Origin of the sequence: Raoultella sp. T31 (genome assembly GCF_002806725.1) — a bacterium.
Taxonomy (GTDB): Bacteria; Pseudomonadota; Gammaproteobacteria; order Enterobacterales; family Enterobacteriaceae; genus Klebsiella; species Klebsiella electrica.
This window is the reverse complement of sequence record NZ_PIBO01000021.1, coordinates 60,199-78,612: the sequence shown is the minus strand read 5'-3', so window position 1 is coordinate 78,612 and position 18,414 is coordinate 60,199. Positions and strand designations below refer to the sequence as shown.

At 54.5% G+C, this 18,414-nt stretch carries 18 protein-coding genes, 1 tRNA gene and 1 rRNA gene; 8 read left to right on the top strand and 12 right to left on the bottom strand.

The window, feature by feature from the left end; translation table 11 throughout:
• Positions 1-178 precede the first annotated feature (178 nt).
• Positions 179-254 (top strand) — tRNA-Thr (locus tag CWM52_RS15485).
• A gap of 35 nt (positions 255-289) precedes the next feature.
• Positions 290-405 (top strand): 5S ribosomal RNA (rrf, locus tag CWM52_RS15480).
• Positions 406-641: 236 nt separating this feature from the next.
• On the opposite strand, the gene CWM52_RS15475 is transcribed toward rrf, so the two are convergent.
• From CWM52_RS15475 to CWM52_RS15415, 12 genes are all read right to left on the bottom strand, one after another.
• Positions 642-863 (bottom strand): lipoprotein, encoded by a 222-nt coding sequence (locus CWM52_RS15475; RefSeq protein ID WP_004868310.1) that lies wholly within the window; start codon positions 861-863, stop codon positions 642-644.
• 900 nt (positions 864-1,763) lie between these two features.
• Positions 1,764-2,060, bottom strand: a complete 297-nt coding sequence (fis, locus tag CWM52_RS15470; RefSeq protein ID WP_000462905.1) for a DNA-binding transcriptional regulator Fis — start codon at positions 2,058-2,060, stop codon at positions 1,764-1,766.
• A 25-nt stretch (positions 2,061-2,085) separates the two neighbouring features.
• Positions 2,086-3,051: a tRNA dihydrouridine synthase DusB gene (gene dusB, locus CWM52_RS15465; RefSeq protein WP_032690532.1), complete on the bottom strand. Its 966-nt coding sequence runs from the start codon at positions 3,049-3,051 to the stop codon at positions 2,086-2,088.
• A gap of 359 nt (positions 3,052-3,410) precedes the next feature.
• Positions 3,411-4,292: a 50S ribosomal protein L11 methyltransferase gene (gene prmA, locus CWM52_RS15460; protein ID WP_100684892.1), complete on the bottom strand. Its 882-nt coding sequence runs from the start codon at positions 4,290-4,292 to the stop codon at positions 3,411-3,413.
• Between the two features lie 11 nt (positions 4,293-4,303).
• Entirely contained in the window at positions 4,304-5,755 is a 1,452-nt protein-coding gene (panF, locus tag CWM52_RS15455; RefSeq protein ID WP_100684891.1) for a sodium/pantothenate symporter, read from the bottom strand.
• Entirely contained in the window at positions 5,745-5,987 is a 243-nt protein-coding gene (locus CWM52_RS15450) for a YhdT family protein (RefSeq protein WP_100684890.1), read from the bottom strand. Before CWM52_RS15450 ends, panF begins: the two co-directional genes overlap by 11 nt.
• Before the next feature lie 111 nt (positions 5,988-6,098).
• Positions 6,099-7,448 (bottom strand): acetyl-CoA carboxylase biotin carboxylase subunit, encoded by a 1,350-nt coding sequence (accC, locus tag CWM52_RS15445; protein WP_100684889.1) that lies wholly within the window; start codon positions 7,446-7,448, stop codon positions 6,099-6,101.
• A 10-nt stretch (positions 7,449-7,458) separates the two neighbouring features.
• The gene (gene accB / locus CWM52_RS15440; protein WP_100684888.1) at positions 7,459-7,923 is read right to left on the bottom strand and encodes an acetyl-CoA carboxylase biotin carboxyl carrier protein; all 465 of its coding nucleotides are present in this window, start codon (positions 7,921-7,923) and stop codon (positions 7,459-7,461) included.
• 22 nt (positions 7,924-7,945) lie between these two features.
• Positions 7,946-8,398: a type II 3-dehydroquinate dehydratase gene (gene aroQ / locus CWM52_RS15430; protein WP_100684887.1), complete on the bottom strand. Its 453-nt coding sequence runs from the start codon at positions 8,396-8,398 to the stop codon at positions 7,946-7,948.
• 233 nt (positions 8,399-8,631) lie between these two features.
• Positions 8,632-9,231, bottom strand: a complete 600-nt coding sequence (gene msrQ, locus CWM52_RS15425) for a protein-methionine-sulfoxide reductase heme-binding subunit MsrQ (RefSeq protein ID WP_100684886.1) — start codon at positions 9,229-9,231, stop codon at positions 8,632-8,634.
• A complete protein-coding gene (gene msrP / locus CWM52_RS15420) occupies positions 9,231-10,232 on the bottom strand; it encodes a protein-methionine-sulfoxide reductase catalytic subunit MsrP (protein WP_100684885.1) in 1,002 nt (333 codons plus the stop codon). The genes msrQ and msrP overlap by 1 nt, the downstream gene beginning before the upstream one ends.
• A gap of 77 nt (positions 10,233-10,309) precedes the next feature.
• Complete coding sequence (locus tag CWM52_RS15415) at positions 10,310-11,284, bottom strand: MDR family oxidoreductase (RefSeq protein ID WP_100684884.1); 975 nt, start codon at positions 11,282-11,284, stop codon at positions 10,310-10,312.
• Positions 11,285-11,503: 219 nt separating this feature from the next.
• Here CWM52_RS15415 and csrD point away from each other — a divergent pair, with 219 nt between their 5' ends.
• From csrD to rng, 6 genes are all read left to right on the top strand, one after another.
• Positions 11,504-13,444, top strand: a complete 1,941-nt coding sequence (csrD, locus tag CWM52_RS15410; RefSeq protein ID WP_100684883.1) for an RNase E specificity factor CsrD — start codon at positions 11,504-11,506, stop codon at positions 13,442-13,444.
• A gap of 304 nt (positions 13,445-13,748) precedes the next feature.
• Positions 13,749-14,792 (top strand): rod shape-determining protein MreB, encoded by a 1,044-nt coding sequence (gene mreB / locus CWM52_RS15405; RefSeq protein ID WP_002918653.1) that lies wholly within the window; start codon positions 13,749-13,751, stop codon positions 14,790-14,792.
• A 70-nt stretch (positions 14,793-14,862) separates the two neighbouring features.
• On the top strand, positions 14,863-15,855 hold the full coding sequence (gene mreC, locus CWM52_RS15400) for a rod shape-determining protein MreC (RefSeq protein WP_100684882.1): 993 nt from the start codon (positions 14,863-14,865) through the stop codon (positions 15,853-15,855).
• Positions 15,855-16,343 carry a rod shape-determining protein MreD gene (mreD, locus tag CWM52_RS15395; protein ID WP_004868276.1) on the top strand — a complete coding sequence of 163 codons (489 nt, stop codon included), beginning with the start codon at positions 15,855-15,857 and terminating at the stop codon, positions 16,341-16,343. The genes mreC and mreD overlap by 1 nt, the downstream gene beginning before the upstream one ends.
• Before the next feature lie 7 nt (positions 16,344-16,350).
• On the top strand, positions 16,351-16,932 hold the full coding sequence (locus CWM52_RS15390) for a Maf family protein (protein WP_100684881.1): 582 nt from the start codon (positions 16,351-16,353) through the stop codon (positions 16,930-16,932).
• 2 nt (positions 16,933-16,934) lie between these two features.
• Positions 16,935-18,404, top strand: coding sequence for a ribonuclease G (gene rng / locus CWM52_RS15385; RefSeq protein WP_032690542.1), 1,470 nt, complete (start codon positions 16,935-16,937; stop codon positions 18,402-18,404).
• The last annotated feature ends 10 nt before the right edge of the window (positions 18,405-18,414 follow it).

The following is an 18,414-nucleotide window of genomic DNA, read 5'->3' as shown; positions in this document are numbered from 1 at the left end:
CGATGGTAGTGTGGGGTCTCCCCATGTGAGAGTAGGGAACTGCCAGGCATCAAATTAGCAGTATGGCACTGAATTTCGAGGTAGTTTGCTATTCGACAGAGTAGCAGAGCAAAAGCAAAAGCTTTTGAACGTTGCGAAGCAACGGCCCGAAAATTATGTCCGGTACCAAATTAAGCGTGCTGATATGGCTCAGTTGGTAGAGCGCACCCTTGGTAAGGGTGAGGTCCCCAGTTCGACTCTGGGTATCAGCACCACTTTTTAAGTTAGAAACAGTATTTTAAAGAATTTGCCTGGCGACAACAGCGCGGTGGTCCCACCTGACCCCATGCCGAACTCAGAAGTGAAACGCCGTAGCGCCGATGGTAGTGTGGGGTCTCCCCATGTGAGAGTAGGGAATTGCCAGGCATCAAATAAAGCAGAAGGCTCAGTCGAAAGACTGGGCCTTTTTGCTTTTCAGTTTTATCACACCGAGAGCAATACTTTTACAGTAGATCGGCGATCTCTATCTCTGTACTGCCTGGTGAATGGCTGCCGAGAATCGTAGGAAACGGACGGTTATCGAACAAAAAGGGCTCAGTCTTCGACTGAGCCCTTTGTTTTGGCGGCAGTTTATTCGCGCTACGTGATGCCAGGGGGGGGATTTAGCGGGTCAGGGCCACAATGCCCAGCGTCAGGCCCGCAACCGCTGCAGCGCCTCCTGCAATGGCGCCAGCGGTCTCCCAGTTATCCTGAGTGGTGCCTTTCATACAGGTATTTGTATGGACTAATCGCCCCTGAGAATCATAGACCGGTACGCAGGGAGAGTCATGGGCACAGCCGGCGAGCAATGTTGTCAGCAGCGTCACTAAAATAAATTTTTTCATGGTAGGCCTCTATAATCCGTCAGGTTGTACCGGTGTCGATATATGACGGCATAGCCTATTTTACCATTGGCCATATAAAGGCCCGTGGCCGAAATAATATCAATTTATGATCAGCGTAAATATCATGGAGAACACGCGGGAATGATGAGGAAAATATGCAGAATAAAATAACGAAAGAGAAGTGAGAGCCGTATTATTCATCGGCTGATAATCTAACAAATTGATTTTTAACTTATCCGTCTACGGGTTGAATGGCGAAAAAGGTGCGAAGTGTCGCCCGCTCGTGAACGGAGATCTTACTCATGTCGGCGGCATTGTTCATCCCGTTTACTGTCCGTAACTTAACGCCAAAGCCAAATGTACCCCTATAAATAGCGGCACAGACGCTACCACAACAGGACGCCAGGTCTGGGATGAAATTCTCCATCGAAGGCAGACCATCAGCGCGCTACGGGCGCATCAGAGAGGGTTTTATTGCACCTGGAGAGCAAGGGTTGTTCCTGGCGGATATCAAACCGTGTCCTCGATCCCTTTTAGCGAGCGGGCCTCTGCTATTCCGTGACGTTGATTACAGGCGCTGTGTCAGCGCGGTAAGACTGGTTACGCGAGCGATATAAGCTTAAGGACAGACTGGCGAGAGATGTGCAGCAGCTTCTGCTTTCGCGTCATCTTCGATGAGGTTCCGGAAGGTGGCAGATGCGATTTGATAAAACGGCCGCCCGGATTTGCAATCATACTCTTCGACAACGCAGTCATGCCGCTGACCAGTATCCACATTCCAGCGATGTGCAATGCTGATGTCCGCTCTGGCAGTCGGAGAAGTTCGCTATATCAGAGAATAAAAAGGCGCTTCCCCATGCCGAAGAGCGCCTTTTATAACAAGCAATGAACTGATTAGTATCAGTTCATGCCGTATTTTTTCAGTTTCTTACGCAGAGTACCGCGGTTGATGCCCATCATCAGGGCCGCGCGGGTCTGGTTACCACGGGTGTATTGCATCACCATGTCCAACAGGGGCTGTTCAACTTCAGCCAGTACTAGCTCATACAGGTCATTCACATCCTGACCATTCAGTTGAGCAAAATAGTTCTTCAGTGCCTGTTTAACCGAGTCACGCAGGGGTTTTTGAGTTACCTGATCCTGAGAGTTAACGGTAGAAACGGTCAGTACGTCAGAATTTACGCGTTGTTCGAACATAGTTCTGTCAGCTCTTTATTTCTGTTTACGCAAAATTTTCGAAGTATGCCTCCAACGCCTCCAGCTGATCGCTGGCATCCTCTATGGCGTTGAATGTGCGCCGAAACTGGTCATTTGGGGCGTGCTCCTGTAGATACCAGGAGACGTGTTTACGTGCAATTCGGTACCCTTTTGCCTGGCCATAAAAGTCATGCAATTCCCGAACATGCGCGCAAAGCAAACGCTTAACCTCTGCCAATGGCAGCGGGGGCAGCAGCTCCCCAGTGTCCAGATAATGCTGGATTTCCCGAAAGATCCAGGGTCTTCCCTGAGCTGCGCGTCCTATCATAAGGGCATCAGCCCCCGTATAGTCGAGCACAGCTCTGGCTTTAAGCGGGTCAGTAATGTCACCATTCGCGATAACCGGAATGGAAACTTTCTGCTTAACTGCCCGAATACTGTCGTATTCAGCGTCTCCGTTAAACAAGCAGGCGCGGGTGCGTCCGTGAATAGTCAGAGCCTGAATGCCACACTCTTCAGCCAGTTGGGCAATTTCTACACAGTTACGGTGTTCCGGCTCCCAACCGGTGCGAATCTTGAGTGTCACGGGAACGTCCACTGCCTTGACGACCGCCGTCAGGATTAACTTCACCTGATCGGGATACTGCAAGAGGGCTGAACCTGCGAGCTTACGATTCACCTTTTTCGCCGGGCACCCCATATTAATATCAATAATCTGGGCACCGCTTTCCACGTTAATACGGGCGGCTGCGGCCATCTCTTCCGGTACGCTCCCGGCGATTTGCACGGTACGAATACCGGGCTCATCCACGTGCACCATCCGTAAACGGGATTTGTCGCTCTCCCAAACCTGCGGGTTAGAGGACATCATCTCGGAAACGGTTAAACCTGCTCCCATCTCGTAGCACAGCGTCCTGAATGGTCTGTCAGTAATGCCAGCCATAGGCGCTGCGATCAGGCGATTTCTGAGCTGATAGTGTCCGATGCGCATGAGTTAAGAAATGACCATACTGTGACTGCAAGGCGGCGTATATTACGCATTTTTTGCACGAGATGAAAGGCCAAACTTTGAGCAATCCTCTGTCACAGATCAATGAATCCAACACTGCCAGAAAAGAGATGGTTAAATTATTATATTAATCATCATCTTAGTTGATGGTGAATAATTTGTGTCCATTTATAAAATCACAAAACTTCTCGATTTTTCTTAGAAAAAGGGGACTGTTAGCGGCATAAAACGCTGTTTTTGTAGTCAAAAAAGCGCATCGTAATGCGATCTGGCTCCCATTTCTTGACGTCATTCAGCGGCTACTGGAAACAAAAATGCGGCCCGCAGACCGCATTCGAGGGTTACTTTCTGCGACCGGTGATCCGACACCACTCTTCTTTCTCCACCACCGGGTCGAGGGCAAAGCGATCGGCATAGGCTTCGCAGACGCTTTCAGCCTGGCTGGCGAGAATACCGGAAAGGCCCAGCAAACCGCCTGAAACGGGCAGCACGCTGATTAACGGGGCCAGCTCACGTAATGGCCCTGCCAGGATGTTGGCGACCACCACATCGGCGCTGAGCGCTTCTGGCTGGTCCTGCGGTAAATAGAGCTCCAGACGATCGGAGACGCCGTTACGTTCGGCGTTATCGCGACTGGCCTGAATCGCCTGCGGATCGATATCGATACCGACAGCTTTTGCGGCGCCCAGTTTCAGCGCCGCAATCGCCAGAATGCCCGAACCACAGCCGAAATCGATAATCGTTTTGCCCGTCAGATCCAGTCCGTCCAGCCATTGCAGACAGAGAGAAGTGGTCGGGTGCGTGCCGGTACCAAACGCCAGACCCGGGTCGAGCATGACGTTGACCGCGTTGGCATCCGGTACTTCGCGCCAGCTTGGGCAGATCCACAGGCGCTCGCCGAAACGCATTGGGTGGAAATTATCCATCCATTCACGTTCCCAGTCTTTATCTTCCAGCTGCTCGATTTTATGCGTGAAACCGGCGCCCAGCAGCGGATGCTGCTCGAGAATCGCCACGACCTCATGCATATCGCTTTCAGCATCGAACAGGCCGATAACATCGGTGTCTCCCCACAGGCGGGTTTCACCCGGCAGTGGCTCGAACACCGGCGTATCGTGGGTATCCTGGAAGGTGATGGAGACCGCGCCGGCCTCCATTAGCGCGTCGCTGAGCTCTTCAGCATGTGCGCCGGTGGTATTCAGTTTCAGTTGGATCCATGGCATAGCAAAACTCTTTATTTGTCAGTAGTGATAACAGGGGCTGGTGGAACGGGCTGACCAAAACGGTTTCCCACGACAAAAGCCAGCAAACTTAGCAGTAGCGAGGGCACAATAGGATGAAAGCCCAGGTACTGAACATTAAACGTAGCGAGCAGGGCATATAATACCCCGCCCACCAGCATAGCGCTGAGTGCGCCGGCGGCATTAGCACGCTCCCAGTACAAACCCAGCACCAGTGGCCATAAGAACACCGCTTCCAGGCCGCCGAAGGCCAGCAGATTCAGCCAGATGATCATTTCTGGTGGCCGCCAGGCGGCGAGGATCATCAGGATCCCGATGACCAGCGTCGTGGCCGTGGAGATCCGCTTCAGCTTCAGTTCATTGTGCTTTTTGGCGGGCTGCGCGCTTAACCAAAGATCTTTAATGATCGTAGCTGATGCCTGCAATAAATGGGCATTAACGTTTGACATGATCGCTGCCATCGGTGCGGCGAGGAACAGGCCCGCGGCCCACGGCGGCAAAACCTGCACCATCAATGTCGGGATGACCTGATCCGGGACGGTCAGATGTGGCAGAACCGCGCGACCAAGCGCGCCGGCCAGATGCATGCCAAACATCAACAACGCCACAACCACGGTACCGATGATAATGCCGCGGTGGACGGCTTTACTGTCTTTGTAGGAGATGCAGCGCACGGCAGTATGCGGCAGGCCGATCACCCCGAAGCAAACCAGCACCCAGAACGAGGTCATAAAGGTCGGCGTGAGGATACCATCAACACCTTCTGGCGATATCAGCTGCGGGTCAATCTTTTGCAGCGTGTCTACTGCGCTGTGCAGCCCGCCAGCGGCGTGTACGACGCCGACCAGCAGCACGATGGTCCCTATCAGCATGACCATACCTTGCATGGTGTCGTTCAGGACGCTGGCGCGAAAACCACCGAATGCCGTGTACAGCGCAATAGTAATCCCAAAGATCAACAGGCCTGTCTCATATTTTATGCCTGCCGCGGTCTCCAGCAGTCGCGCGCCGCCGATAAACTGCACGGCAATGGCCCCCACGAAGGCGACCAGCAGGCTGATACTGGCAATCCAGACCACCGCCCGGCTCTGGTAGCGAGCCTGCAACATATCGTTGAGGGTGATGGCGTTGTAGCGGCGGGCCAGGATCGCAAATTTTTTACCGAGGATCCCCAGTGAGAGCCAGATTGTCGGCACCTGAATCATGGCCAGCAGGACCCAGCCGAGCCCGTATTTATACGCGGCTCCCGGCCCACCGATAAATGAGCTGGCGCTGATGTAGGTGGCGGTGAGCGTCATAGCCAGCACGAAACCGCCCATTGAGCGGCTACCGAGGAAGTACTCGCTCAGAAAGCTGCCGTTGCTGCGTTGACGCATGGCATAGATTGACAGCCCGAATACCACGAACAGGTACGCAATCAGGACGACGATGATTTCAAGCTGCATCGTTATCCTCCAGAGGAATATCGCGGAAGATAAAACGCACCATCGCCCAGCACAGCAAAGTAAACAGCAGGGGTACCAGCAGGCAGGCCATTTCGAACCAGTGCGGCAGCCCGGTGATGCCGATGCCGTTATTCGGCAAATAAGCCGCTGCCAGCCAGGCGGCAAGATAGAGAAAGGTCAGCCACAGCGCCCAGCGCGCTTCTTTGTGGGCCTGAACAAACCGTTTGTCCATTTTTGTGTCCCGGGAGGATGAAGAAAGCGGGGATTGTACCGCATGGTAAAGATGAGGGGAGAGAAAAAGAAAAAAGGCCGGATTATCCGGCCTTCTGCTGTGAATACAGGATTATTTTTCCTGCATACCGAGTTTTTTCTCCAGATAGTGGATGTTGGTGCCACCATGCTGGAAATGCTCGTCATTCATGATGCGAATCTGCAGATCGACGTTGGTTTTGATGCCGTCGATGATCAGCTCCTGCAGCGCATTTTTCATGCGTGAAATCGCCACATCACGGTTTTCGCCGTAACAAATCAGCTTGCCAATCATTGAGTCATAGTACGGAGGTACGGTGTAGCCTGCGTAGATATGAGACTCCCAGCGTACGCCAAAACCACCCGGCGCGTGGAAGCGGGTAATTTTACCCGGGCTCGGCAGGAAGGTGTTCGGGTCTTCGGCGTTGATACGGCATTCCACCGCATGGCCGCGAACCTGGACTTCTTCTTGCTTGATGGACAACGGCTGGCCAGCCGCGATACGCAGCTGTTCTTTGATCAGGTCAACGCCGGTAATCATTTCGGTTACCGGATGTTCAACCTGAATACGGGTGTTCATTTCAATGAAGTAGAACTCACCGTTTTCAAACAGGAACTCAAAGGTGCCTGCGCCGCGATAACCGATGTCGATACACGCTTTAGAGCAGCGTTCGCCGATGTAGCGACGCAGTTCCGGGGTAATGCCCGGCGCCGGTGCTTCTTCGACCACTTTCTGGTGACGACGCTGCATGGAGCAGTCGCGTTCCGCCAGATAGATAGCGTTGCCCTGGCCGTCAGCCAGTACCTGGATCTCGATGTGACGCGGATTTTCCAGGTATTTTTCCATATATACCATGTCGTTGCTGAATGCCGCTTTTGCTTCAGCTTTGGTCATGGAGATGGACTGGGCCAGTTCGGCATCGCTGCGTACAACGCGCATACCGCGTCCGCCGCCGCCGCCGGAGGCTTTGATGATAACCGGATAGCCGATGCGTTTTGCATGAGCGCGGTTCGCATCCATATCGTCGCCCAGCGGGCCGTCAGAACCCGGAACGGTCGGTACGCCCGCTTTCTTCATCGCGGTGATCGCAGACACTTTATCGCCCATCAGACGAATAGTGTCGGCTTTCGGGCCGATGAAGATGAAGCCGGAACGTTCAACCTGCTCAGCAAAATTGGCGTTCTCGGACAGGAAGCCATAACCCGGGTGGATAGCCACCGCGCCGGTAATTTCCGCTGCGCTGATGATTGCCGGGATATTCAGATAGCTTTTTACGGACGGAGCCGGACCGATACAGACCGTCTCATCCGCTAACAGTACGTGTTTTAAATCGCGATCCGCAGTGGAGTGCACAGCGACGGTCTTGATGCCCAGTTCTTTACAGGCACGCAGGATACGCAGTGCAATCTCGCCTCGGTTAGCGATAACAATTTTATCCAGCATGTTCGCCTCGTTACTCGATGACTACCAGCGGCTCATCAAATTCTACCGGTTGGCCGCTTTCGATCAGAATGGCTTTCACCACGCCGGATTTATCGGCTTCGATCTGGTTCATCATTTTCATCGCTTCTACGATGCACAGGGTGTCGCCCACGTTAACTTTCTGACCGACTTCCACGAACGCTTTTGCGTCCGGGCTCGGGGTGCGGTAGAAAGTACCAACCATCGGGGAACGTACGATGTGACCGCTGATTTCAGCTTTCGCCGGCGCGTCTGCCTGAGCGGAGGCCGGTGCTGCTGCAACCGGTGCCTGGGCCTGCATCATCGGCGCGGCATAAGCCTGCTGCATGACCGGGTAGCCCGCATTCGGCGCGGCACGGCTGATGCGTACAGACTCTTCGCCTTCAGAAATTTCCAGTTCGGAGATGCCTGATTCTTCAACCAGCTCGATCAGCTTTTTAATCTTACGAATATCCATGAGTGGGTTCCGTACTCTTTGTTTAGTGTGATTGTGACAGGCGTTTTACCGCCGTCTGTAAAGCGTATGAATAGCCGTCCGCACCGAGTCCGCAGATGACGCCCGAGGCGATATCCGACAGATAGGAGTGGTGACGGAACGGTTCGCGTGCATGTACGTTGCTCAGGTGAATCTCGATAAACGGGATACTGACCGCAAGCAATGCATCGCGGATAGCCACGCTAGTGTGCGTAAACGCGGCCGGATTAATCAGGATATAGTCTACAGTGTCTTTAGCCTGATGAATTCGGTCGATGAGCGCGAACTCCGCATTGGACTGCAGGTGATCCAGCGCCACGTTCAGAGCCGAAGCTTCTGATTGCAGACGGTTAACAATCTCAGAAAGCTTAAGGGTGCCATACTTCTCAGGCTCACGGGTGCCGAGCATGTTAAGATTGGGTCCGTTTAAAAGCAAAATGCGAAACTTGTCAGCCATTGTGTGGCTATCTCCTGCCATTCTCGGGTAAAAAACAAAATATACCTTCGAAGCGCGCTTGTCACCTTTTCAGGGCCCGAAAACCCCGTCAGGAAAACCAAAGTCGCACATTATAACGATTTCGTAGCATTTGGCAGCTAAATACTGGTCTTATCAGGGAAGATTATCAACCGCTATCGTTCAAAGCGTCGCGGTTGATAAAAGAACTGCGGGAAACTGCACATATCCGATGATTATCGCCACCACTGACGGAACTTCTTGTAACGCCATGCTAAAAGCAACGCGGCCAGCACGGCATAAATCACCGGCTGCGGGGATAAGATCTTCACCGACCACAGATAGTGAATGGGGGCAAGGATTGCCACCAGATAAACAAAGTTGTGCAAAGTTTGCCAGCGGCGACCCAGTTTTCTCTGCAACACCTGTGTTGAGGTGGCGGCCAGCGCCAGCAAAATCAACCAGCTGATAAAACCCAACGTCAGGTAAGGTCTGCTGACTAACTCCGAGCCCAGCAGCGCCAGATTGTGGATACCCAACTCCAGCAGCGTGTAGCTGGTGAGATGCAGCGTTGCCCAGGCAAAACACCACAGCCCGAGTAAACGCCGGGTACGAATCAACAACGGTTGTTTAGCGTAGCGCGCGAGCGGTGAGACGAGCAAGGTCGCCAGCAAAAATTTAAGAGCCATCCTACCGGTAAAGTGCTGGATATCTTTTGCCGGGTCGGCGCTAAAGTAGCCCTGCTGTGCGGCCCAGAAGAGCCAGATAAAGGGTAAGAAGCCGGCCAGATGAAGCCCCACCTTCAGCCAGGTAATCTGTTTTACGCTCAGACGCACTAGTAGTACTCCCGCAGATTCAGTCCCCGATAGAGCGATGCCACCTCATCAGCATAACCGTTAAATAACAGCGTCGGCTGGCGCTTAACATCGAGCACGCCGCCAGAGCCGATAAAACGCTCTGTGGCCTGCGACCAACGCGGATGATCGACGTGCGGATTGACGTTAGCGTAAAAGCCATATTCCCCCGGCCCGGCCAGATTCCAGGTGGTGGGGGGCTGCTCGCGCGTCAACTCGATGCTGACGATGGATTTGATACCTTTAAAACCGTATTTCCACGGGACGGTCAGCCGGACAGGCGCGCCGTTTTGCGGCGGCAGCGCTTTACCGTAAACGCCGACGCTGAGCAGCGTCAGAGGGTGCATGGCTTCATCCAGCCGCAGACCTTCTACATAAGGATAAGCCAGCCCCCCGCCGATAAAGCGATCTTTTTGTCCCGGCATCTGGTCCGGCGCATAAATGGTTTTAAACGCGACAAAACGGGCGTTGCTGGTGGGCTCAACCAGCGCCAGCAGTTTATGTAGCGGGAAGCCGATCCAGGGCACCACCATTGACCAGGCCTCTACGCAGCGCATCCGGTAAATGCGTTCTTCCAGCGGAAAGCGCCGGGTCAGGTCGTCATGATCGAGCGTCAGCGGTTTGGCCACTTCCCCGCCGATGGTCAGCGTCCACGGGTCGGTGCGCAGACTGCCGGCATTGGCGGCCGGATCGGCTTTATCGAGGCCAAATTCATAGAAGTTATTGTAGCCGGTGACTTTATCTTCCGGCGTCAGTGCGAGCTTACTTTGCCATTCGGCGGGTTTATTGAAAGTGAGCGGCTTCCCGGCCGGCGCCGGTGGGCGGTCATGGCCTTTAAACCAGTCCAGCAGATCGGCTCGCGCCGTGGGGGAAAGAGAAAGGGCCGTTGCGGTGATCCCGAGTGACTTCAGAACCTGGCGGCGCTGCAGCATAAAAACGGATTCTGCCGTGACATCGGCTTCCGTGAGTTTTTTGGCTTTCATGACATCCTCCGGCATGCTTTTTCCTAAGCATGACGGAGGCGGCGACTTATCGCGAATATGTCACGAAAAATTGCAGATTAGGCGATCTTCACCAGCGTCCGCCCCTGGATCTGATTATTCATCATCTTATCGGCGAACGCCGGGGCCTCGGCCAGCGTAATTTCCGTGGCGCTCGCGGCATAGAACGATTCCGGCAGATCACGCACCAGACGTTGCCAGGCCTCAGCGCGACGCGCGGACGGCGTCATGACGGAATCGACGCCCTGCAGGCGAACATTACGCAGAATAAACGGCATCACCGTCGTCGGCAGCGCAAAGCCCCCGGCCAGACCACAGGCGGCGACGCAGCCGCCGTAATTCATCTGCGCCAGTACTTTCGCCAGCACCTTGTCCCCGACGGTATCAATCGCGCCAGCCCACAGCTGTTTTTCCAGCGGACGGGTTTCGGCAAACTCTTCGCGGCCGAGAATGCGCTGCGCGCCGAGGCTTTTCAGATACTCATGAGTGCTGTCGCGGCCAGAGACCGCGACGACCGAATAGCCGAGCTGATGCAGCAGCGCAATAGCGGTGCTACCGACGCCGCCGCTGGCGCCCGTCACAATGATTTCCCCGTCCTGCGGACGGATGCCGGCATCTTCCAGCGCCATGACGCACAGCATCGCGGTGAAGCCGGCGGTACCGATCGCCATCGCTTTACGGCCATCAAGACCTTCCGGCATCGCGACCAGCCAGTCGCCTTTCACGCGCGCACGTTCGGCCAGGCCGCCCCAGTGATTTTCACCGACGCCCCAGCCGGTCAGCAGCACTTTCTGCCCGCTGTGGAAACGCGGATCTTCGCTGGAGTGAACGCTACCGGCGAAATCGATGCCAGGAATCATCGGAAAGTTGCGGATGATTTTTCCCTTGCCGGTGATCGCCAGCGCATCTTTATAGTTAAGGCTGGACCAGTGAATATCGACGGTGACATCACCCTGCGGCAGCTGGTCGGCGTCGATGGTTTGCACCGAAGAGATTGTTTTACCATCCTGCTGTTCTAATATTAAAGCCTGCATAAGCGGCTCCTTATTTGTACAAAGATTGGAAAAATTTTTCTGCAGACTATACTCGCTATCGACATTATTACGCCGATATAACGCAATAAATTGCCAGAAACGTCAGCTTTGATAGTATGCCTCGCGCTTTAGAAAGTTAGTGCTTACTTTAGGTAAAGCGCCAGTACAGGAGCCCGAAAATCTATCGGGCGGTCATTCACTCGCGGAGTTAACACAGGGATGCGATTAACGACGAAGTTCTCAGCATTTGTCACGCTGCTTACCAGCCTGACCATCTTTGTCACGCTCATAGGTGCCTCGCTGAGTTTTTATAACGGTATTCAGCTGAAAATGGAGAATCGTGTCCAGGCCGTGGCGACGATGCTGGATAACCGCCTGATCTCATCCTCGTTCGATAAGCTCGAACCGCAAATGGATGAGTTGATGACGCCGGTGGAGATTGTGCAGGTCGATTTTTTGCTCAACGGAAAGCCGGTGTACGATCACTCGCGTAGCGACAGCTACCGTCCGCCGGGGAGTAAGAATCAGTATCGTGAAATAACGGTGCCGTCGTTAAAACACCCCGGTATGACAATTCACCTGGTCTATCTCGACCCGATGGTGAATTATTTCCGCTCGCTGCATATCACCGCGCCCTTATCGATAGCCATCGGCTTTATGGTTCTGGTTATCTTTTTCTCCGTGCGCTGGATTCGCCGTCAACTGGCGGGTCAGGAGCTGCTGGAGGTGCGCGCCGCGCGGATCCTCAACGGCGAACGCGGACCGCAGGTACGAGGGTCGGTACATGAGTGGCCGGCAAGCACCAGCAGCGCGCTGGATATGCTGCTTTCCGAGCTGCAGTTTGCCAGCGATCAGCGCAGCCGCATGGATACGCTGATTCGTTCTTATGCTGCGCAAGACTCGAAGACCGGGCTGAATAATCGCCTGTTTTTTGATAATCAGTTGGCAATGTTGCTGGAAGATCCGGAAAAGGTGGGTTCGCACGGTATCGTGATGATGATTCGCCTGCCGGAGTTCGATCTACTACGTGATAACTGGGGGCGGGCCGCAGCCGAAGAACACTACTTCACGCTTATCAACCTGCTGTCGACTTTTATTATGCGCTATCCTGGGGCGCTACTGGCACGCTACCACCGCAATGATTTTGCCGTACTCCTTCCTCACCGTACCTTAAAAGAGGCCGATAGCATCGCCGGGTTGCTGTTAAAAGCGGTGGATGCGCTGCCGCCGACGCGGATCCTTGATCGCGATGACATGATGCATATTGGCCTTTGCGCTTTCCGCAGCGGGCAGACGACGGCGCTGGTAATGGAACGCGCCGAGGCAGCGACGCGCAATGCGGTGCTGCAGGGCAGCAATAGCTGGGCAGTCTACGATGACTCGTTACCGGAGAAAGGGCGCGGTAACGTCCGCTGGCGTACGCTGATTGAACAAATGCTAAGTCGCGGCGGACCGCGACTATACCAGAAGCCGGCCGTTACCCGCGACGGGCGCGTCCATCATCGTGAACTGATATCGCGATTGTATGACGGGAAGGAAGAGGTGAGCGCGGCAGAATATATGCCAATGGTGCAACAGTTTGGTCTGGCGGAAGAGTACGACCGCCTGCAGATCACGCGATTGCTGCCTTTTTTAAGTTTTTGGCCGGAGGAAAACCTTGCGCTGCAGGTGACGGTGGAATCATTGATCCGGCCGAGATTTCAGCGTTGGCTGCGCGATAGCTTGATGCAGAGTGAAAAATCGCAACGTCGACGGATTATTTTTGAACTTGCAGAGGCAGATGTTTGTCAATATATCGGCCGCTTACAACCGGTAATGCGCCTGGTCAACGCTCTGGGTATTCGCGTTGCCGTTGTGCAGGCCGGATTAACGTTGGTTGGAACCAGTTGGATCAAGCAGTTGGATGTCGAAGTCATTAAGCTGCATCAGGGACTGTCGCGCAATATCGAAAAGCGCAGTGAGAACCAGCTGCTGGTTCAGAGCCTGGTAGAGGCCTGTAAGGGCATGCCGGTCCAGGTTTTTGCAACCGGCGTTCGCAGTCGCAGTGAGTGGCAGGTGCTGTCTCAATGCGGTGTTACGGGTGGACAGGGGGAATTTTTTGCCGCCTCACAGCCACTTGACACTAATGTGAAAAAATATTCGCAAAGATACTCGGTTTGATCTGCCGTTTAGCGTGATTTCACGTAGAATAATGCGCGCCATAGTGAAGGGGGTGTGCTTGTCTACCTGCCGGATTATCGCAATGTAAATGCCAGCAACTGACCTTTGACGGGTTATGGATTCAGGCGCGGAGCGCTGTTGACGATTTCGCCACTGAATGAACCCGGTCAATTTGTAACAAAGGAAATGCGCTGCACTAATTTTCACCGTAGCAGATGATTTTTGCGCCTTGTCGCTGCTGCGTGTGGTTGGTAAAGTAAGCGGATTTTGTTTTCCGCCCCAGCTTTCAGGATTATCCCTTAGTATGTTAAAAAAATTTCGTGGCATGTTTTCCAATGACCTGTCCATTGACCTGGGTACCGCGAATACCCTGATTTACGTAAAAGGACAAGGCATCGTATTGAATGAGCCTTCCGTTGTGGCCATTCGTCAGGATCGTGCCGGCTCGCCGAAAAGCGTCGCTGCTGTTGGTCATGAAGCGAAGCAGATGCTCGGGCGTACACCGGGCAACATCGCGGCGATTCGCCCGATGAAAGACGGCGTTATCGCCGACTTCTTCGTTACCGAAAAAATGCTCCAGCACTTCATCAAGCAGGTGCATAGCAATAGCTTCATGCGCCCAAGCCCGCGCGTTCTGGTGTGCGTACCGGTCGGTGCAACTCAGGTTGAGCGTCGTGCGATTCGTGAATCCGCTCAGGGCGCTGGCGCTCGTGAAGTCTTCCTGATTGAAGAGCCGATGGCGGCTGCGATCGGCGCAGGCTTACCGGTTTCTGAAGCGACCGGTTCTATGGTGGTGGATATTGGTGGCGGTACCACAGAAGTGGCGGTTATCTCCCTGAACGGCGTGGTTTACTCCTCTTCCGTACGTATCGGCGGTGACCGTTTCGATGAAGCCGTGATTAATTATGTGCGTCGTAACTACGGCTCCCTGATCGGTGAAGCGACGGCTGAACGTATCAAGCATGAAATCGGTTCGGCGTATCCGGGCGATGAAGTGCGTGAAATCGAAGTTCGCGGCCGTAACCTGGCAGAAGGCGTGCCACGCGGCTTTACTCTGAATTCGAACGAAATTCTCGAAGCGCTGCAGGAACCGCTGACCGGTATCGTCAGCGCGGTGATGGTAGCGCTGGAACAGTGTCCGCCGGAGCTGGCTTCCGATATCTCCGAGCGCGGTATGGTTCTGACTGGCGGTGGCGCCCTGCTGCGCAACCTCGACCGTCTGTTGATGGAAGAGACAGGTATTCCTGTCGTAGTTGCAGAAGATCCACTGACTTGCGTCGCGCGTGGCGGCGGTAAAGCGCTGGAAATGATCGACATGCACGGCGGCGACTTGTTCAGCGAAGAGTAGTCAGCCGAAGGTCCAGGGTAGCCTCAAAAGCTACCCTTGGTCTTAACTGACACGAGAATACGCATAGCCTATGAAGCCAATTTTTAGCCGTGGCCCGTCGCTACAGATTCGCCTTATCCTGGCGGTTTTGGTGGCGCTTGGCGTGATTATCGCCGACAGCCGCCTGGGTACGTTCAGTCAGATCAGAACGTACATGGACACTGCCGTCAGCCCTTTCTACTTTATCTCAAATGGTCCCCGGGAATTGCTGGACAGCGTATCGCAAACGCTGGCAACCCGCGATCAGCTCGAACTGGAAAACCGCGCGCTGCGTCAGGAACTGCTGCTGAAGAACAGCGATTTGCTGATGCTGGGCCAGTACAAACAGGAGAACGCGCGTCTGCGCGAGCTGCTGGGCTCGCCGCTGCGCCAGGATGAGCAAAAAATGGTGACTCAGGTCATCTCGACGGTTAACGATCCTTACAGTGACCAGGTTGTCATCGATAAGGGCAGCGTGAACGGCGTGTACGAAGGCCAGCCGGTGATCAGCGACAAAGGCGTTGTGGGTCAGGTCGTCGCGGTGGCGAAGTTAACCAGCCGCGTGTTGCTCATCTGCGATGCGACGCATGCGTTGCCGATTCAGGTTCTGCGTAATGATATTCGCGTGATTGCGGCGGGTAACGGGTGCACTGACGATTTACAGCTGGAGCACCTGCCGGCGAACACCGATATTCGCGTCGGCGATGTGCTGGTGACCTCCGGTCTCGGTGGCCGCTTCCCGGAAGGCTATCCGGTCGGCGTGGTGTCTTCGGTGAAGCTCGACACGCAGCGTGCGTATACGGTCATTCAGGCGCGCCCGACGGCGGGTCTGCAGCGTCTGCGCTATCTCCTGTTGCTGTGGGGGGCCGATCGTAACGGGACCAACCCGATGACGCCGGAAGAAGTGCACCGCGTCGCCAATGAGCGCCTGATGCAGATGATGCCGCAGGTTCTGCCGGCACCGGATGCCATGGGGCCGCAAATGCCGGCGCCAGCAACCGGCGTGGCGTCGTCCGCGCAACCTCTGCCTGCTGGGGGGCAATAGTGGCAAGTTATCGAAGCCAGGGACGCTGGGTTATCTGGCTCTCGTTTCTTATCGCACTATTGCTGCAGGTTATGCCCTGGCCGGCGGACCTGACCGTCTTCCGGCCAAACTGGGTATTCCTGATCCTGCTTTACTGGATCCTCGCCTTACCGCATCGGGTGAACGTAGGCACCGGTTTCGTCATGGGGGCTATCCTCGATCTCATCAGTGGGTCGACACTGGGCGTTCGCGCGCTATCGTTAAGTATCATCGCTTATCTGGTGGCGCTGAAATATCAGCTGTTTCGCAACCTGGCGCTCTGGCAGCAGGCGCTGGTGGTGATGATGCTATCCCTTGCCGTGGATATCGTTGTTTTCTGGGCCGAGTTTTTAGTGATCAACGTCTCTTTCCGTCCGGAAGTGTTCTGGAGTAGTGTAGTAAACGGTGTGCTCTGGCCATGGTTATTCCTGCTGATGCGGAAAGTCCGTCAGCAATTCGCGGTGCAATAAGGTTGATATGACAACTCTGTATCTCGCTTCAGGCTCTCCGCGTCGGCAGGAACTGCTGACGCAACTGGGGCTCTCTTTTGAACGTCTGGTTCCCGGCATTGAAGAACGGCGTCTGCCACAGGAGAGCGCCGGGCACTATGTTGTGCGTCTGGCACGCGAGAAGGCACAGGCAGGCGTCGCACTGGCAGCGCGCGATCTGCCGGTGCTGGGGGCGGATACCATTGTCATCCTGAACGGCGAAGTGCTGGAAAAACCACGCGACGCCGGGCACGCTGCAGAGATGCTGCGTATGCTTTCCGGTAAGACGCATCAGGTCATGACGGCCGTGGCGCTGGCGGATAAGCAGCTGACGCTGGATTGCCTGGTGGTGACGGAAGTGACCTTCCGTCTGCTCTCAGAACAGGACATTGCCAGCTATGTGGCCAGCGGCGAACCTCTGGACAAAGCTGGCGCATACGGTATTCAAGGGTTGGGTGGCTGTTTCGTCAGGAAGATTAATGGCAGCTATCACGCCGTGGTCGGCTTACCGCTGGTAGAAACGTATGAGTTGCTGAGTAACTTTAACTCACTGCGTGAAGAAAAGGGATAAAGATGACGGCAGAATTATTAGTTAACGTAACGCCATCTGAGACGCGCGTTGCGTACATCGATGGCGGTATTCTTCAGGAAATTCATATTGAGCGTGAAGCGCGGCGCGGAATCGTAGGCAATATCTACAAAGGTCGTGTCAGTCGTGTACTGCCGGGGATGCAGGCGGCTTTTGTAGATATTGGCCTGGATAAGGCCGCGTTTCTGCATGCGTCAGATATTATGCCGCATACTGAATGCGTCGCCGGGGAAGAACAAAAGCAGTTTACCGTGCGCGATATTTCCGAACTGGTTCGTCAGGGCCAGGACCTGATGGTTCAGGTAGTGAAAGATCCGCTCGGCACGAAAGGCGCTCGCCTGACGACGGACATTACGCTGCCTTCCCGCTATCTGGTCTTTATGCCCGGGGCTTCTCACGTCGGCGTGTCACAGCGTATCGAGAGTGAAGCTGAACGCGAACGGTTAAAGAAGGTGGTGGCCGACTACTGCGATGAGCAGGGCGGTTTTATCATCCGTACCGCCGCAGAAGGGGTGCACGAACAGGAGTTAGCCGCCGATGCGGCCTACCTCAAGCGCGTATGGACTAAGGTCATGGAGCGCAAAAAACGGCAGCAGACCCGTTATCAGCTGTACGGTGAACTGGCGTTGGCTCAGCGCGTGCTGCGCGATTTTGCCGATGAGCATCTGGACCGTATTCGCGTTGATTCTCGCCTGACGTATGAATCGCTGGTCGAGTTTACCGCCGAATATATGCCGGAAATGACCAGCAAGCTGGAGCACTACAGCGGCCGTCAGCCGATTTTCGATCTCTTTGACGTCGAGAACGAAATTCAGCGCGCGCTGGAGCGTAAGGTGGAGCTGAAATCCGGCGGCTATCTGGTTATCGATCAAACCGAAGCGATGACCACCGTGGATATCAATACCGGGGCATTTGTCGGCCACCGCAATCTCGACGATACGATTTTTAATACCAATATTGAGGCGACCCAGGCGATCGCCCGCCAGCTGCGTCTGCGCAATCTGGGCGGGATTATCATTATTGATTTCATCGATATGAATAATGAAGATCACCGCCGCCGGGTATTGCATTCACTGGAACAGGCGTTGAGTAAAGATCGGGTCAAAACCAGCATTAACGGCTTCTCCCAGCTTGGCCTGGTAGAGATGACCCGTAAGCGGACCCGTGAAAGCGTTGAGCACGTATTGTGTAAGGATTGCCCTACCTGCCACGGACGCGGTACGGTGAAATCGGTGGAAACGGTGTGTTATGAAATCATGCGTGAGATTGTGCGTGTGCATCATGCCTACGATTCCGATCGTTTCCTGGTCTATGCTTCTCCTGCGGTTGCGGAAACCCTGAAAGGGGAAGAGTCGCACGCGCTGGCGGAAGTCGAAATCTTTGTCGGCAAACAGGTCAAAGTACAAATTGAACCGCTCTATAATCAAGAGCAGTTCGATGTCGTTATGATGTAAGCATCTGGTT